This window comes from Aphanothece microscopica RSMan92, assembly GCF_046613545.2.
Lineage (GTDB): Bacteria > Cyanobacteriota > Cyanobacteriia > PCC-6307 > Cyanobiaceae > NIES-981.
The window spans coordinates 1-416 of the sequence record NZ_JBKKKY020000607.1 but is presented as its reverse complement, the minus strand read 5'-3'; the positions used below and the strand labels follow the sequence as shown (position 1 = coordinate 416).

General features: G+C 71.9%; 1 protein-coding gene. It reads right to left on the bottom strand.

The window, feature by feature from the left end; translation table 11 throughout:
* Positions 1–125: 125 nt before the first annotated feature.
* The coding region (locus ACLD7X_RS19280; protein WP_411425288.1) for a hypothetical protein at positions 126–416 on the bottom strand (291 nt) is incomplete at its 5' end.

The following is a 416-nucleotide window of genomic DNA, read 5'->3' as shown; positions in this document are numbered from 1 at the left end:
CAGGGCGGCGGCCGGCGGGCTTTCTGCTGACGCGGCGGCCTTGGGGGCCTCGGGCGCGGGCTGGCTGCAGACGGCAAGAACCGCAGCCGACGCAAGCAGGCCGCCAAGCAGGGTCTTTCTCATGGTCATGCTCCTTGGTTGGACGAGGGGCGGCGGCGGCGCGCCGCAAGCGCAAGGCCGAAGCCAGCTGTGGCGAGGATCAGCAGCGTGGCCGCCATGGTGCCGTAATCGCGGTTTCGCCGGCCGAGCGGATCGAGGAAGTGCCACTTGTGCAGGGTGTCGAAGGTCCAGTCCTCCATCCGGGCGAGGGGGGAGGCGGCGCCGGAGGCCGCGACCAGCCCCTCGCGCACGTCGGCGAACACGGGGCCACTGGCGGTCTCCACCCGCCAGACCGGCAGGCGCTTGTTGATGAAGCC